We start from the raw sequence: 15,442 nt of genomic DNA, 5'->3' as shown, positions 1-15,442 counted from the left end.
GGAGGTAAAAGTTGTGAGTTCTATAGCTAAGAAAAAGGGCTTTGGCGCAACTTTATGGGACTATTTAACAACAGTAGACCATAAAAAGATTGCTGTCCTGTACCTCGCTGCCGGTGGTTTATTTTTCGTAATCGGTGGTATAGAGGCAATGCTAATTCGTATCCAATTAGCTAAACCGGATAACGACTTTGTTAGTGCAGGTCTTTTCAATGAAATTATAACAATGCATGGTACGACAATGATTTTCCTTGCGGCCATGCCGATATTATTTGGTTATATGAATGCCGTTGTACCACTTCAAATTGGTGCACGTGACGTAGCATTCCCATTCTTAAATGCACTTGGTTTTTGGTTATTCTTATTTGGTGGTATCTTCTTAAACCTTTCTTGGTTTATGGGAGGAGCTCCTGATGCTGGATGGACTTCATATGCATCTCTATCTTTAGCATCCCCTGGTCATGGTATTGACTTCTATGCACTCGGACTTCAAATATCCGGTGCAGGTACGTATATTGCCGGGATTAACTTCCTTGTAACGATTATTAATATGCGTGCACCTGGTATGACGTATATGCGTATGCCATTGTTCACTTGGACTACATTCGTGGCAAGTGCATTGATCTTATTTGCATTCCCACCACTTACAATCGGTCTTTTCTTCCTAATCATTGACCGTATGTTTGGAGGACAATTCTTCAATCATGAAATGGGAGGAAATACAATTATCTGGGAGCATTTATTCTGGATCTTTGGACACCCTGAAGTATACATTCTGATTTTACCTGCTTTCGGTATTTTCTCAGAAATCTTCTCGTTATTTGCTCGCAAACGTTTATTTGGATATTCATCCATGGTATTTGCGACCGTATTAATCGGTTTCTTAGGATTCATGGTTTGGGCCCATCACATGTTTACAGTTGGTTTAGGACCAACAGCTAACGCAATTTTCGCTGTTGCGACAATGGCTATTGCTGTTCCAACTGGTATGAAAATATTCAACTGGCTGCTTACAATTTGGGGAGGAAGTATTAAAGTTACGGTTCCAATGCTTTACGCATTAGGATTTATCCCTTCATTCGTAGCAGGTGGGGTAACTGGTGTCATGCAAGCTGCGGCTCCACTTGACTACCAATTACATGATTCATACTTTATCGTTGCCCATTTCCACTATGTAATCGTTGGTGGGGTAGTACTTGCTATCTTAGCGGCATTACATTTATATTGGCCTTTAATGTTCAACCAAATGTTAAGTGAGAAATTAGGTAAATGGACTTTCTGGTTCTTCTTTATCGGTTTCCATATGACATTCTTTATTCAACATTTCTTAGGTTTAATGGGTATGCCACGTCGTGTATTCACATTCGGAGCAGATCAAGGTTGGGATTTATTCAACGCAATCAGTTCTGGTGGTGCAGTATTCATGGCAATCGGGGTAATAATCCTTGTAATTAATATTATTATGACTGTAGCTAAAAACGAAAAAGTTGGAAATGACCCTTGGGAAGATGGACGTACATTGGAGTGGGCTATTCCACAACCAATTCCATTCTACAACTTTAAACAAACTCCACTTGTTCGTGGATTAGATACTTTCTGGATTGAAAAACAAGAAGGAAACAAAGTAGGTATGACATATGCAGAGCCAATCTCTGATATCCATATGCCAAACAACTCTTTCATTCCTTTCGTAATGACATTAGGTTTATTTATCGCAGCATTCGGTGCACTTTACAACGGAGAAAAAGATTGGGCTGTTCCAGTATTAGTACTTGGTTTAGCAATCACAGTTGCATCTATGGCTGTTCGTTCACTGAAAGACGACCATGGATATCATATCCATAAAGAAGATTTAATGAATGACGAAGGGGGTAAATAAGAATGGACTTGAATAAAAAGTACTCCCCACAAACTTGGCCAGATCATCCGGAACAAGCAACAATGGAAGGTAAGAATAAATTCTTAGGCTTCTGGTTGTTCCTAGCTGGAGAAACTGTACTGTTTTCTAGTTTATTTGCTACTTATTTAGCTCTTAAAAACAAAGGACCAGAAGGTATGGAATTCTCCACTCAAACATTGTTTGAATTACCTCTAGTTTTTGTTATGACCATGATCCTGTTAACATCTTCGTTAACAAGTGTATATGCAATGTACCATTTGAAAAATCATAATTTCCGTGGTACGCAAACATGGATGGCTATTACAGTACTATTAGGTTTTACTTTCTTAGGCCTAGAAATTTATGAGTTTAATCACTATGTACATTTAGGATTCCATTATGGACAAAGTGCTTTCTCAACTGCGTTCTTTACTTTAGTTGGTACTCACGGTCTTCACGTAGTAATTGGTTTAGGCTGGATTACTCTATTACTTTTACGTAATGCTAAACGTGGTTTCAGCTTATATAACGCACCAAAATACTATACTGCTTCACTATACTGGCACTTTATTGACGTTGTGTGGGTATTCATCTTTACAGTAGTATACTTGATGGGAGTTGTTGGTTAATATGTCATCACACGACAATCATGTTTACGTAAGATCTCAAACTGAATTTGAGTACTTGAAGCGAAAAAGAAAAGAGAGTATGCGTACGCAAGTAACTACATTCTCTATTATGATTTTCTTGACATTAATCTCTTTCACAGCAGTGGTTGCAGGTTTCTCAAAATACTACATCATCCCGATTATTTTATTGTTAGCTGCAGTACAAGTAGTTTTACAACTTTACTACTTCATGCATATGAGTGAAAAAAATCATAACATTCCAGCATACTTTATTTACTTTGCGGCAATGGTTGGATTTACTTTCCTACTAACTTTTATAACAATTGTTTGGTGGTAATTACAAAAAGAGAGCTAAGATTTTCTTAGCTCTCTTTTGTTTGTTTTAAACAAAAGACTTTTCTAGAATTATGTTAAGATTGATTGAGTACAAAGCTCGAAAGAATGAGGGAGTCTCCTTAGCGTCCATTAATTTTGTTGGGAATAGTTGTACCCATTAATGAGGGCCTATATTGGATAATAATTTGAAACATTCAACTCATAAGTATATAGTAATAATTGTCATAGTTCGTTCATTTGATGTTACTTGTACTGCCCTATATAATAAAGGTAGCAACTTAAAAAGGAGCGTAATAGAATGTCAATTAGCATATTCGGCTTCCAGGCTTTATGGAGTCCTATTTTATTAGGACTTTTAGTTTGTATAGCTATTCTATATTTTTTGATCACCGTCAAATGGAGAAATGATTTTAAAGTTTCTGAGCCATTAAAAAGAAAAGAAGCGGTATTTTTTGTATCTGGTTTATTGCTTTTATATATTGTAAAAGGTTCTCCGTTAGATTTAATGGCACATATTATGTTTACCTTCCATATGGTGCAAATGGCACTATTGTTATTATTAGTTCCGCCACTACTTATGAAAGGGATTCCATGGTGGGTGTGGAAGGTAGTTATTGAGCTGCCGGTTTTAAGAAAAGTGATTCCTTTCTTGACTAAACCACTATTTTCTTTAGTATTGTTTACCATGACATTCTCGCTCTATCATATTCCATTAGTCTTTGACGCGATTAAGATGAATGAGGTACTCCATGGAACATATACATTATTGTTATTCTTTGCAGCTGTATTTATGTGGTGGTCTATTGTTGACGTAATTGAATCAGAGAAAAAACTACATGGTTTAAAGAAAATTGGTTTTATTGTTGCTAGTGCTATATTAATCACTCCAGCCTGTGCTCTAATCATTTTCTCTAATAGCCCAATGTATGATACTTATACAGATTCAGATGTTTGGCTAAAAAATATGGAACTTTGTGTTCCTTCTGACACTTTAGCTGGTCTAAGTCTATCTGGCCCAGAGTTATTTTCTAACTTGGATCCTCTTGAGGATCAGCAACTAGGTGGAATTGTGATGAAGATTATTCAAGAGCTTATATATGCTGCCTTCTTATTCTCCATATTCTTTGCATGGTATAAAAATGAGCAGGATAATGCAGATGAAATAACTCAAAAAGCATTAGACGACTTAAAGGTACAAGCTAAACTATAATTTTTTATATTAGAGGAGAATGAAGATGAGTGTTCCAGTATTACCTACAATAAGCACGTTTTTTATTGTCTTAAGTGCTGTACTTGTTGCAATTGGTTGGATTTTAGTGAAGCAAAGGAAAATTGAGGCACATAAAAAGACGATGTTTGCTGCAGCAATATCAGCATTAACATTTTTTATCATTTATGTTTCTCGTACATTGTTTATAGGGAATACTGCGTTTGGTGGACCAGACGATATAAAAATTTACTATACGGTTTTCCTAGTTTTTCATATTATCTTAGCTACAACAGGAGCAGTATTTGGGCTAGTTACAATTTATCTAGGCTACAAAAATAATATAAAGAAACACCGTAAACTTGGACCAATTACTAGTGTCATATGGTTCTTTGTTGCAATAACAGGAGTAGCGGTTTATGCGTTACTTTACGTAATTTATGAGGGCGGCGAAACGACTTCCGTTTTTAAAGCAATCCTAGGTGGATAATTAACAACTAAAATACACAAAGGCAATCAAGATTATTAATTCTTGATTGCCTTTGTTTTTGTACTATTATAATCGTATGTAATAGGTGAAACAAATACAAGCGGTCTATTTTCGTAAGCTATTAAACCGATAGCAGGCAAAAAAATAAGGCATTCTGTTAAGAAGAACAGTAAGGCCTTAAATTGCTATTTCGTTAATAATAATGACTTTGTAAATATTCATATTTTAAAGTTTAAGCGGATCATACCTGCTTCTCTTGCTGTAATAAACAATATGACTACTAGTGGTCCGATTAAAAATCCGAGGAAGCCAAACAACTTGGCACCGATGAACATGGCAATAAGGATAGCAAGGGGGGAAATACCCATTTGAGTACCCATTAGTTTAGGTTCCACAGCTCTTCTAATGATTAGTAAAATAAGAGCTAAAACGGTCAATTTCGTGGCAAATACAGTGTCACCAACTAGAAACAAGTAACCTGCCCAAGGAGCGAGTATAGCAATAGAACCAAGAATTGGTATTACATCTATAATCCAAATAACTATGGACATAATAACAGCCACCTTAGGGCTTACTATAAATAACAGCCCTATTAAAGAAGCACCTAATATGATAAAGCTAGCTAATATTTGAGCTTTCATAAAGCCGATTACAACCTTTTTTATGCTCGAAGACATGACACGTACCTTTTCGGCCGTTCCTTCAGAGAGGAAATAAAAGAATTTTGCTCTTATATTTTCTAAGTCCAACATAAACAAAAAAAGGGCAATTATAAACACAATAAAATTAACAAGAAAGTTAGGAATATTTGTTAGCAATGCAGAGATGTTAGAGTAGCTAAGAAGATCAAGGAGGGCATCTCTCATGCTGGTTAATGCAGAGTCAAACTTGTCTTGTATAGATTCTACTACTTCGAGAGGTAAGCCCTCGGTATATTTAAAAATATTATTTTGGACATTGATCCACACACCAGTCAAGCTATTTAGATGAAATGGAATCACTTTGGAAGTATATAAGAGTTGGCTTATCAGCTTCGTTACAGTGAAGTATAAGAGAGCTGAAATAATAGTCATGAAAAAAATAAAATTAGTAATAACTGCAGGTTTTCTCTTCCATTTAAATATCTTTTCAGTAAATTTTACAATTGGTTCAATAATTATAGCGGTTAGTAATGCCAAAATAATTGGAACCGATACAGGAAGGATGAAAATAGAAATTAACAGGAAAAAAAGAAAGAGGATTATATATTTAATATGCTCTTTTTTTAAAGCTTTAAAAGCCATTCCATTTTGCTCCTTTGTAGGTCGTTCTTTTAAGTATAGACAAGAAATACCAGTTTTAACAGCTAAAAAAACGTTAGAGAAATTATCTCTAACGTCTAGAAATTATTTTGATTGGATAGCGAACTCAGTTAGTTCAGCACTCAAAGCTTTTAACGTTTGATCACAAGATTTAACTAAGTGGTTTGGAAATACTTCATTTTCTCCGTACTCTACACCATGTGGATAATAGTGTTTTCCTAAAACCGGTTTTAAAAGAGTAATGTTAGCTTCATGAGCGCCTACATCGCCTTCTTTTGTAAAGCCGAAAATTCGAAGATAAAATGTACCCTCTTTTATTTCAAATTTCTTATCATAAGTCACACGCTCATAATCCCATTGCCCTGCACGAATTAAGCCATGTTTTTTCATAACATCGTCTAATACGTTAAGATCTAAGACTTTGTTTTCTATACCTGTATTTTCAAAATACATCGAATTGTCCTCCTTCACATTGAAGTTATCCTAAGAATCTGTTCTTATTAATATTAATTCAAATTCAAAAATGTTGCAATGACAACATTGTGTATTTGTATATATCCTTGATATACTAGGAATACGAAGTAACTTCGAAGGAGCCAAGATAAAATGAAAACTCTCTTTCATATTTTAGTTGGCATTGCTATTTTGCTATTAATATTTATATATTTTGATACACCAATCCAAGAAAATGATCTAATAACAGGTTCAAATAACTCAGGACAACTAATTCCTGTGGAAAAAGAGGAAATAGTAGAAGCGGTCAATATATTCACTAGACCAAAAGAAGGTATTTCTTCGCTGATCGGTAAAGCAGCTGAAGAAGTGACAGCACTTTATGGTACTCCGACTAGAATCGATCCCTCAACGTTTGGATATGATTGGTGGGTATATAATGACTCGTTCTCTACTTATAAGCTAATAGGAGTAGAAGATAATATAGTTACACAAGCGTATGCTCTAGGAAGAAATGTGGATGCATCTCCATACAAAATTGGTCAATCACTTGAGGATATATATCGATTTACACTTGTTCAATCTGAAATAACTATGACCATTGGTGAAAATACTTATATTTTTTCTTTAAATGAAGAGGACATTAACACAAGGCTGTTAGTCCAGTTCGATGATTTATATGCAATACTCTATATCGATCAACTTGATCAGCAGCTGGAAGCGGTGAGATTTAGTGATTCCAAAACTCTATTGATGCATAAACCCTATGATATTTTATATAGTGGGGACGTTATAGAATCCAAAACACCATCTTCTGTTCTCCAAGCAGCAGCTGACAGAGCAACTGCTAAACAAGTTGTAGAAATAACCAATGTCTTAAGACTTCGCCATGGTCTACGGGTGTTAGAGTCTGATGTAGGATTACAAAATATATCCTACGAGCACAGTGCTGAAATGGCGAAGAATAATATTGTAACTAACGAAAAATTTGAAATACCGAAGTTTAAAGATAAGCTTAAAGAAGCCTCATTAGACTTCTCCAGAGCAGGGGGTAATACTGCAGCGTTTTATTTTGATGCAGGTGAAGCTGTGAATGGATGGTTGAATTCAAAAGAGCATCGAGAAACTTTGCTAGGAAGATCTTATACTCATACAGGAGTTGGAGTATACAGTAATTACTACACGCAAAACTTTATTGAGAAAAAGGATAATCTTGAATGATTATTTATTGATATACAAACGTACCATTCGTTTCTTCATACAAAGAACGAATATGAAGGGGAACGCTATGAAGGGCAGCGAATTTTGCTGCTCTTTTTTGTATGACTTCAACTGGTTCATTTATTTTAAGCTGGAGCTCTTCATAGGTCATATAAGATATTAATTCAACTTGTTTATTTGTAGATGGATCTGATGTCATGACTCCTGGAACATTTTTATAAAATTCTACGACATCTGCCTTTAAATAATGTCCATATACAACAGCTGTTAAATCACTTCCTCCTCTACCTAACGTTGTAAAGTTGTTTGAATATTTGGAGACGCCTTGAAATCCAGGAACAACTACACAATGATAGGTTTCAAAGGCTTTATTAATCTCAGATATATCAACGTATTCAATATTTGCATTACCATATGACTCGTTTGTAATAATTCCAGCATTTTTGCCATATAAAATAGTTGAGTGAAGCCCCTCATTTTTTAGTTCGGCTACTAATACAGAGGCAGATATGAGCTCTCCGCAAGCAGAAAGTAAATCTGTTTCAATGCTATGTGGTGTATTTGGAATAAGATCTAGTAAAGTATCTGTAGCGTAATGTTGACCTCTTCTTCCCATGGCAGATACAACAACCAACACTTTCTTATGGGTAGTGACTGCTTTTTGGATTCTTTCGATGACTAGACGTCTATTCGAAGAATCCTGCATCGCAATACCACCATATTTTTGCACAATCATATTTTCAACCACTCTTCTCGTGACATTTCAAACACTCCGTTCATACGATACAAGGAATTCATTTTACTGTATGCGATGTAACTAGAATGGTGTAGGGAGTTGAGTTACTATTTATTCATTAAAAGAGCTATTAGACGGGTTGGAGTATAAAATTTTTGGTGATTTAAGCGGTTTGACTATTGATCGTTTTATTGATCATTCCAAGCAAATTCAAATAGGGGATGTATTTGTTTCAGAATCGAACAATCGAGCGTATATAGAAGAGGCAATTCAAAATGGGGCAAAAATAGTTATTACAAAATATTATGTATCAGATTGTAGTATTCCCCAAATTGTCCTTCCTTCGGATATGTGCCTTTTGCAAGACAAAATTGCATACTTAACGCACAAAATGTATGGTCAAAAAATAAAAACAGTAGGAATTACTGGAACTAACGGAAAAACAACTGTTGCATCCTTTACTGGGCAACTGTTAATGCAACAAAACAAATCTGTATGTGTTGTTGGTACATTAGGTGTATTCGTAAATGGAAATAAATTAGAGAAACAGTTTAGAAGTAATACAACGCTCCCTTTTTACGATTTTATCCAAGTTGTGAGGTACTGTTATGAACATGATGTTGAATATATAGTTTTAGAGGCCTCATCTCAAGGATTATTGGACAATCGGTTAGGCAGTTACCCAATGGACATAGCAGTATTTTTAAATATAGGTAAGGATCATTTAGAGTTCCACGGGGGCATGGTACCATATAAGAAATCTAAAGAACTGCTAATTCCATTAGCTAAACAATTGGTTATTAATAATAGTGACGAATGGTGTCGCTCAGTTGCTCAAAAGTCATATATCCCTACTATCCGATTTGGAGACCGGGAAGGAAATGATGTGGTTTTCAAGAGAGAGAAGCATTTAGATGAAAACGTTAAATATGAGTATGATGTGAACGGCAGACAAACAGAAGTTACTATGAGAAACAGTGGTTATCACAATGGTATGAATTTAGCAGCAGCAATTGGAGTTTTGTTAGGATTAGGTATTTCCTGTGAATCCATTAAACCTGTAAGCCTCCCAGCTGGAAGATTACAGAGAGTGGAAAACAAAATGGGTATTGAGGTGCTAATAGACTATGCCCATACCCCCGACGCATTAGAAGCCTGCTTAAGCTCTATTTATAGTTATGCGAAGCACAATATTTACGTTGTATTCGGTTGTGGCGGTAATCGAGATAAGCAAAAGAGAAAATCTATGGGAGAAGTTGCGTCAAAGTATGCTACTAAGGCAATTGTTACTTCTGATAACCCACGTAATGAGAAACCAGAAGCAATTATTGCAGATATTGTTCAAGGCATGGTGCCAAGCAAAGTGATTGTGGAGATTAACCGTAGAAAAGCTATTGAATTGGCACTTGCCACCGCAAAAGTGGGAGACGTCGTTCTTGTAGCTGGGAAGGGACACGAAAAAGAACAAATTATCAAAGATGTTGTTTTACCTTTTTCCGATGTGGAAGTTGTCCATTCCTATTTTAAAGAATTGGATGTCGTTGTTATAACAAAAAATGATCCGGTTGCATAAGCAATTTTTTTTCCATCTGGCTGGGTTACCGTACATTCCATAACTAACGTTTGTCGTCCTTTATGTAAGTATGTAGAAGTAGCAATCAGTTGTTTTTCAGATGATGCTTTTATGTAGTGGATTGTCATATTTGTTGTAACTGCACCTTTACCTTCTGCATGGAGATCTTTGTTGACTAAGAATCCCATTGCATTGTCTACTAGCGTTGCAATAACTCCTCCGTGTGGCATATCAAAGCTATTATAGATTAAAGGAGTAACTGGAAGAGTCACGATACAATGGTTATCTTCGTAGCGAGTATCCATCTGAAATGTTGCATTTAAATAAGTAGGAGCAGTGCCTTGTCGTTTATGCTGTAGACCTAGAAGGAAGTCAGTCAGTAACCCTTTTTCTGTATCGGAAGCTTCCTTGGTAACTTGTTCAAAGAGCGTTTGTAATTCATTCATAATATATTCTCCTGACATTTAAGATATTAGTTTAGCAATTGTCTCCATTTTTCTGTTATGATAGACAGGATTGGAGGTTTTATTTATGATTATGACCGATGAATGGGTCGATATTATGGACCACTCAGATTTACTATGTACTATGGTTTTATCCTCTGAACAATTTTACCATTACTTAGATGCACATCGTGCTGTATATACAAAACCTGAACTCGTTCGGGAGATCAACTACTTCACCAGACTGAAGGACCAATATGAAGAGGTTCAGCGCTTTGGAAAATACCATCCAGATTATTCAAGAGTAATGAAGGATATTCGTGTAACTAAACGTAACCTTGATATGGTAGACGAAGTAGCTGCTTTAAGAGTAGCAGAAAACGAATTACAAGACCTTCTAGATGAAGTAAGCTTGATTGTAGGTAAATCTGTATCAGAAGGTGTCAAAGTCCCTGTAAGCAACCCATTTTTCGCTTCTAGTAGCTCAAGCTGTGGAAGCGGATGTGGATCTGGTGGTTCGTGTTCTTGTTCTGCATAAATTAGGAAGGATGTGTGCATTTATTTGCACACATCCTTTTTAATGACAAGAAAGCATATGCTTTTTCAATTCGTGTATAAACTAAAGCAAGCTCCCTTTATTTCAAACAGGAAAAGGGGTGAATTATTTTTTTAAAATTGAAGTTAATTACATACATGCTATCTATTTTTTATTTATTGGTGTAACAGACGGTGACTACCTCGGAAAGCGTCGGCCTAAATTGGAAAGCAAGCTATTTTTTATACCTTAGTCTAACTTTAGTGCGTCAATAGCTAAATCAGGTCTGTCTGTAATAATTCCCTTAGCTCCATTTTGGATGAGCTTTTTCATCACCACAGGATCGTTAATAGACCAATAGTGTACAGGAATATTTAAAGTTGATAAAAATTTTATAAATCCTGGGCTATCTAAAGATACCATTCTAGCTTTTAATGGTAGCTGGAAGACGTCTGATCTAGGGTGATATAAATGTCTAAACTGACTTGTATAAGCGGTATATGCTTTTTTAACCTCTTTTTCCCCGGCTCCTAGGGTAACAGTGTTTTGTGCATAAAGATTGAAACGATCAATTTGCTCATCAAAGAAGCTAGTTACTACCACTCGATCGAAAGCTTGTTTTTCTTCTATCAATCTCCATAGCTTAGAGGGCATTAGACTACCTTCATAGGTTTCGGGGTTGTCCTTAATATCCATGTTAATAAGCATTTGGGGATAGGCATCAAGCAATTCACCTAAAGTCAATACTTGTTCTCCCGTTCCTCTAAATGAATAAGCATCACTTAAATCTTTGAAATAATAACCCAGGTCAGCAGCCTTAAGTTCTGATAATGTGTAATCGGAGACTTTGCCTGTGAAGTCTGTTACTCTTTCTAGTGTTTCATCATGGAAAACGATAATTTCTTCATCTTTTGTTAATCTCAAATCAATCTCGAAGCCATGAACTCCTAATTTTGCAGCGTTTTCGAAGGCAGCCATCGAACCTTCAGGTGCCAGGGCAGCTCCTCCACGGTGTGCAAGAATAATGGGATGATCATACTTTAGTGCTTCTTTTGAAGGACGGCCAGTTGGCTTTGACAAAGCTTTTGTACTTGCCCATGCGGCACCAGCGGCAGCTGCAATGGCGATAGCTACATTAGATTTTTTCCCCATTCTTATCCCCCTTTTTATAAACTAACTAAAATTATAGCAAGATAATATGCTCTCATCTATCTAATTTTAAATGTCTTTTTTCTTTTATTATAGCTAATGTATATTTAACTGTCAGCTAGTTGTTGTTGCTATCAAAATCCTCCATATGTTATTCTTGAAGGAAGAAATGAGGGAAACGTATGACAGAACGACAAGGACTAATTGTCTATGTGCATCATTTAAAACAGGCAAAATCTTTAAGAAAATACGGTCATGTACATTATATTTCTAAAAAGATGAAATATGTAGTTTTGTATTGCGACCAAGACCAAATAGAAGTAGCTAAACAAAAAATGAATAAACTTCCTTTTGTAAAAGAAATTTTAGAATCGTATCGACCATTTTTAAAAACTGAGTTTGAAAATAGTAAACCAGATAAAGCGAAAGAGTACGATTATAAAATTGGGTTATAAAATACCCATTAATGGAATGGTGGTATATAATGGTTTAATCTTAATATGCCAATAATATACTGATAAAATAAATCATTGTCTGCAAAAGTAGACGAATGCTTGATAGAAATCCGAATAGGTTCCACATGTAACTCTTTTAATGTTTCTGTAAATGTACTTAGTCTTTTGGATTCAGGCTGTGTTTGGGGAATCCCTTCACGGCAAATATAAATTGGGAAAAAATTAGTATCATTCACGGGTTTTAGAGCAATTGCTATTGATATAACTTCCTTCCCGTTTTTCGGGGATGTGAAGATAAATGCTCTGTATATACGATCTTTGTTTACTCGTGCGAGTTCACAAAGCTCAAATGAATCTCCGTAACCTTCGCCAAGCTCTATAAAACGTTGGATCAATGAAAACACTTCCTTTCCAATCCATCTTACCACTTTGTTGGAGGACAATTCCATGAAAATTATTGTTGGCTTTTTATCCATGTTTTTAGTTGTTACAAACTGTGTTTTATTATTATTTCAGTATGAGGTTTACTCTTCTAATATAGATGAAGAGGGACAAGCCTTTTTATATGAACAAGAAATTGATATTCAGTTATTAAAGGATAGCGTTCAAGTGAATCAGCACTTTTTCGATCTTCCTTCAGAAAAGCTTTCTATCGCTTGGCCACTATCCAGCGAAAACAGAAGCTGTATTAGCAACAACATAGACAGCTGCGATAGATTAACTGAAGATTTAGCTAGCTTTCAAGAGGGAGAATCTTCTAGTCAAAGTATTTCTTACACTATACCTTTAAAAAAAGGCTTACAGGAAGGAATTATTCTTTCAGATTTTCTAAGTAAGATTGAAAATGGCGGTGTTTCCTATTCTACCCTACATATTACTGATTCTTTAAAAAGGGGAGGAGTTTGGGTAAGTGGTTTGCCCAATGTTGGTAATTCATCGTTAGACTTAATTGACTATTCTCTGTTTTTTGGTGAAGGCCCAGTACAGGATTTATATTGGCAACAAGAGGTTCTACCTATACAATACGAAAATCAGAACTTTACCATTTACTCCAAGGATCCAATCACAACCGGGCTTAAAGAACTATTGGATGAATTGCACTTACCTAATGCTAGTCATTCCTCGGTTTTATTTACACCAAACAAGAATGATGTGAATCCAAGCAGTATTTTATTTGTCCAAACAGATGATTTACCATCTATACAGAGGGAGCTAATTGTTAAAAATGTTCAAATGGGTTATAAGCTTCCTGCCGATAATCTTCTACTTGCAGAAGTGGTAAGCAGCTTTATAATGGAATCCCCTGTTGGAACCGAAAAATCAATTTGGATGTATGAGACACTTATTAATTATCTTACAAGTAGCCAGGCTCTAGAATGGAAGACTAAGTTAGAGGGGCAGAAACAGCTAAGTGCAGAGAAATTAGATAATCTTTTATCATCCATCATTGATTCAAAGACCTCGTTCTTTCATTTAAATGAACAGACTACAGAGAAATTTCCATTGCTGTTTGAGGATTCTCGAGAAGTGTATGTGAATAATAGTCTGCAAAAAGATATACATGTGTTGCTAAAGGATGGAAAGGTTCTATATGCTGCGGAGCCATTGTTAGATGTTCTTGGCTATACTTATGATGACACAGATAAAGGATTATATGTTCAGAATGCAACTAGAGCTTTTAGATTTCCGATTCAAGAGCCATTTTATGTGTATAATCAGAAGAGATATGATGCTATGTCAGAGCCATTTGAAAAAATTGGTTCAAAATTCTATATAGAAGAGACGTGGATGATTCGTTTGTTTTTATTGAACACTGATAAAAATGAAGAACGGATAAACTTGCAGGAAGCTACGTCTAACTAATGCTAGGAGAAATTGTATGAGAGTTATTTCAGGTAGTAGAAGAGGGCTTCCTTTAAAGGCGGTTCCAGGTACTAACACTAGACCAACTACTGATAAAGTAAAGGAATCAATATTTAATATGATCGGTCCATATTTTGACGGTGGGACTGCAGTAGATTTGTTTGCTGGTAGTGGAGGTCTTGGCATTGAATCGTTAAGTAGAGGAATCGATATATGTATTTTTATCGAAAAAGATCAAAAGGCTGTTCAAACCATCAATGAAAATTTGAAAAAATGTCGGTTAGAGGATGCAAGTGAGATTTATAAAATTGATGCTTCTCGTGCTGTAAAGGCTTTTGAAAAAAGATCATTAAAACTCGAATTGTTATTCGTTGATCCACCTTACAGTAAGACCCCTTTTTACAACTTAGTTGGAGAGATAGTCGAGAAGGGTCTTATGTCTGATACAGGTATTATCGTATGTGAGCATGAGAAAATGGTCGATTTGCCAGATTCCTATGGTAATTTTGAGCTTTCACGTAGAGAGAATTATGGAGGAACGGTTATTTCAATTTACCGCCATCAAATAGAAGAGGAGAATTTAGATGAGTAAAATTGCAGTCGTTCCAGGAAGTTTTGATCCCATTACTTACGGACATCTTGATATCATTACTCGAGGTGCTTCTATTTTCTCAGAGGTCTATGTGGTTGTCTTGAATAATTCCTCTAAAAACCCTCTGTTTTCGGTAGAAGAGCGAGTAAAGCTTATTCAAGAAGTAACAGCTCATTTGCCAAACGTGAGAGTGGAAACCTTCTCTGGTCTACTAATGGACTATGCACAAGAAGTAGGGGCAAGTGCTATCATTAGGGGGCTAAGAGCAGTGTCGGACTTTGAATACGAAATGCAGATCACCTCTATGAACCGAGTTTTAAATGATGAAATCGAGACTTTTTTTATCATGACTAAAAATCAATATTCCTTTTTAAGCTCTAGTATAGTAAAAGAAGTTGCCAAGTACGGTGGTAATATAGGAGAACTTGTTCCTTCCCAAGTGGAACAAGCCCTAAAGGAAAAATATAAACATTAAAAACCTTACCTATTGGTGAGGTTTTTTTTACGAACAGAAAATATCTATTTTTTAGATAGATATTAGGGGTTTGTTGCAAAAGTGTTACAGGTGCCTGGCACCTGTAAC

The 15,442-nt window shown here is 35.7% G+C and carries 18 protein-coding genes; 12 read left to right on the top strand and 6 right to left on the bottom strand.

Features of this window, described 5'->3' with window-relative positions; translation table 11 throughout:
- Nucleotides 1-13: 13 nt before the first annotated feature.
- The 5 genes from H9650_RS01795 (at nucleotide 14) to H9650_RS01775 (ending at nucleotide 4,538) form a co-directional block, all read left to right on the top strand.
- Nucleotides 14-1,876: a cytochrome c oxidase subunit I gene (locus tag H9650_RS01795; RefSeq protein ID WP_191696423.1), complete on the top strand. Its 1,863-nt coding sequence runs from the start codon at nucleotides 14-16 to the stop codon at nucleotides 1,874-1,876.
- A 2-nt stretch (nucleotides 1,877-1,878) separates the two neighbouring features.
- On the top strand, nucleotides 1,879-2,505 hold the full coding sequence (locus H9650_RS01790; protein ID WP_144537924.1) for a cytochrome (ubi)quinol oxidase subunit III: 627 nt from the start codon (nucleotides 1,879-1,881) through the stop codon (nucleotides 2,503-2,505).
- A gap of 1 nt (nucleotide 2,506) precedes the next feature.
- Nucleotides 2,507-2,842 (top strand): cytochrome c oxidase subunit IVB, encoded by a 336-nt coding sequence (gene ctaF / locus H9650_RS01785; protein ID WP_144537925.1) that lies wholly within the window; start codon nucleotides 2,507-2,509, stop codon nucleotides 2,840-2,842.
- Between the two features lie 297 nt (nucleotides 2,843-3,139).
- Nucleotides 3,140-4,051 carry a cytochrome c oxidase assembly factor CtaG gene (ctaG, locus tag H9650_RS01780; RefSeq protein ID WP_191696422.1) on the top strand — a complete coding sequence of 304 codons (912 nt, stop codon included), beginning with the start codon at nucleotides 3,140-3,142 and terminating at the stop codon, nucleotides 4,049-4,051.
- A 25-nt stretch (nucleotides 4,052-4,076) separates the two neighbouring features.
- Nucleotides 4,077-4,538, top strand: coding sequence for a DUF420 domain-containing protein (locus H9650_RS01775; RefSeq protein WP_144537927.1), 462 nt, complete (start codon nucleotides 4,077-4,079; stop codon nucleotides 4,536-4,538).
- Nucleotides 4,539-4,756: 218 nt separating this feature from the next.
- Here the strand turns inward: H9650_RS01775 and ytvI are convergent, their stop codons facing one another.
- Nucleotides 4,757-5,821: a sporulation integral membrane protein YtvI gene (gene ytvI, locus H9650_RS01770; RefSeq protein ID WP_191696421.1), complete on the bottom strand. Its 1,065-nt coding sequence runs from the start codon at nucleotides 5,819-5,821 to the stop codon at nucleotides 4,757-4,759.
- 102 nt (nucleotides 5,822-5,923) lie between these two features.
- On the bottom strand, nucleotides 5,924-6,292 hold the full coding sequence (locus tag H9650_RS01765; protein WP_144537929.1) for a YugN family protein: 369 nt from the start codon (nucleotides 6,290-6,292) through the stop codon (nucleotides 5,924-5,926).
- A 153-nt stretch (nucleotides 6,293-6,445) separates the two neighbouring features.
- Between H9650_RS01765 and H9650_RS01760 the strand changes: the two genes are divergently transcribed.
- Nucleotides 6,446-7,513, top strand: a complete 1,068-nt coding sequence (locus H9650_RS01760) for a CAP domain-containing protein (RefSeq protein ID WP_144537930.1) — start codon at nucleotides 6,446-6,448, stop codon at nucleotides 7,511-7,513.
- 4 nt (nucleotides 7,514-7,517) lie between these two features.
- Here the strand turns inward: H9650_RS01760 and H9650_RS01755 are convergent, their stop codons facing one another.
- Nucleotides 7,518-8,249, bottom strand: a complete 732-nt coding sequence (locus H9650_RS01755) for an amino acid kinase family protein (protein WP_144537931.1) — start codon at nucleotides 8,247-8,249, stop codon at nucleotides 7,518-7,520.
- Nucleotides 8,250-8,388: 139 nt separating this feature from the next.
- Between H9650_RS01755 and H9650_RS01750 the strand changes: the two genes are divergently transcribed.
- A complete protein-coding gene (locus tag H9650_RS01750) occupies nucleotides 8,389-9,822 on the top strand; it encodes a UDP-N-acetylmuramoyl-L-alanyl-D-glutamate--2,6-diaminopimelate ligase (RefSeq protein ID WP_191696420.1) in 1,434 nt (477 codons plus the stop codon).
- Here H9650_RS01750 and H9650_RS01745 read toward each other — a convergent pair.
- Nucleotides 9,768-10,268, bottom strand: a complete 501-nt coding sequence (locus tag H9650_RS01745; protein WP_191696419.1) for a PaaI family thioesterase — start codon at nucleotides 10,266-10,268, stop codon at nucleotides 9,768-9,770. The two genes, H9650_RS01750 and H9650_RS01745, sit on opposite strands and share 55 nt — an antisense overlap.
- Before the next feature lie 85 nt (nucleotides 10,269-10,353).
- Between H9650_RS01745 and H9650_RS01740 the strand changes: the two genes are divergently transcribed.
- The gene (locus H9650_RS01740; protein ID WP_154311194.1) at nucleotides 10,354-10,803 is read left to right on the top strand and encodes a YlbF family regulator; all 450 of its coding nucleotides are present in this window, start codon (nucleotides 10,354-10,356) and stop codon (nucleotides 10,801-10,803) included.
- A 246-nt stretch (nucleotides 10,804-11,049) separates the two neighbouring features.
- Here H9650_RS01740 and H9650_RS01735 read toward each other — a convergent pair whose 3' ends face one another.
- Nucleotides 11,050-11,952, bottom strand: coding sequence for a glycerophosphodiester phosphodiesterase (locus tag H9650_RS01735; protein ID WP_144537935.1), 903 nt, complete (start codon nucleotides 11,950-11,952; stop codon nucleotides 11,050-11,052).
- A gap of 179 nt (nucleotides 11,953-12,131) precedes the next feature.
- Between H9650_RS01735 and H9650_RS01730 the strand changes: the two genes are divergently transcribed.
- On the top strand, nucleotides 12,132-12,404 hold the full coding sequence (locus H9650_RS01730; RefSeq protein WP_144537936.1) for a YlbG family protein: 273 nt from the start codon (nucleotides 12,132-12,134) through the stop codon (nucleotides 12,402-12,404).
- 8 nt (nucleotides 12,405-12,412) lie between these two features.
- On the opposite strand, the gene H9650_RS01725 is transcribed toward H9650_RS01730, so the two are convergent.
- A complete protein-coding gene (locus tag H9650_RS01725) occupies nucleotides 12,413-12,799 on the bottom strand; it encodes a DUF7147 family protein (protein ID WP_144537937.1) in 387 nt (128 codons plus the stop codon).
- 52 nt (nucleotides 12,800-12,851) lie between these two features.
- Here H9650_RS01725 and H9650_RS01720 point away from each other — a divergent pair, with 52 nt between their 5' ends.
- Genes H9650_RS01720 through coaD form a run of 3 tightly spaced genes read left to right on the top strand, consistent with a single transcriptional unit; the run spans nucleotide 12,852 to nucleotide 15,334 of the window.
- Nucleotides 12,852-14,267 carry a hypothetical protein gene (locus H9650_RS01720; RefSeq protein ID WP_144537938.1) on the top strand — a complete coding sequence of 472 codons (1,416 nt, stop codon included), beginning with the start codon at nucleotides 12,852-12,854 and terminating at the stop codon, nucleotides 14,265-14,267.
- 16 nt (nucleotides 14,268-14,283) lie between these two features.
- A complete protein-coding gene (rsmD, locus tag H9650_RS01715) occupies nucleotides 14,284-14,859 on the top strand; it encodes a 16S rRNA (guanine(966)-N(2))-methyltransferase RsmD (RefSeq protein WP_191696418.1) in 576 nt (191 codons plus the stop codon).
- Complete coding sequence (gene coaD / locus H9650_RS01710; RefSeq protein ID WP_144537940.1) at nucleotides 14,852-15,334, top strand: pantetheine-phosphate adenylyltransferase; 483 nt, start codon at nucleotides 14,852-14,854, stop codon at nucleotides 15,332-15,334. The genes rsmD and coaD overlap by 8 nt, the downstream gene beginning before the upstream one ends.
- Nucleotides 15,335-15,442 lie beyond the last annotated feature (108 nt).

Origin of the sequence: Psychrobacillus faecigallinarum (genome assembly GCF_014836595.1) — a bacterium.
Classification (GTDB): Bacteria; Bacillota; Bacilli; order Bacillales_A; family Planococcaceae; genus Psychrobacillus; species Psychrobacillus faecigallinarum.
Note: the sequence above shows the minus strand (reverse complement) of the source record. Positions and strands in the feature narration are given on the sequence as shown.